Raw genomic sequence first — 320 nt, 5'->3', positions numbered from 1 at the left:
CTTTAACTTTGGCAGTACAGTGGGCAGTGCGTTTGCCGGTACGGTGAATGTGCAAAATACCTTGTTTGCCCTCGCCGGTGATAACACCAGCGCGTTAACCTTGGCGACGCTGGATCTGGGCACCAACAGTCATGCGACAGTTGGCAGTAACGGGGTGACCACCACCGAATCTGTCGGCAATGTAGACCTGAATGGCGGCACCCTGACGTTTTATGGTGACCTCCCGGGGGTACGTGCAGATGGCTTGCTCAGCACCGATAACTTTATTGCCACCGGCGGTACGGTAAATATTTTAGGCAATGCAGCGATAGACAACACTA

At 53.4% G+C, this 320-nt stretch carries 1 protein-coding gene; it reads left to right on the top strand.

Features of this window, described 5'->3' with window-relative positions; all coding sequences use genetic code 11:
* Positions 1–320 (top strand): hypothetical protein (locus tag AC2A06_RS18985; protein WP_484381315.1); only part of this gene is annotated, 320 nt, incomplete at both ends.

It is taken from the genome of Serratia sp. HNCC26DJ244 (assembly GCF_057180565.1).
Note: the sequence above shows the minus strand (reverse complement) of the source record. Positions and strands in the feature narration are given on the sequence as shown.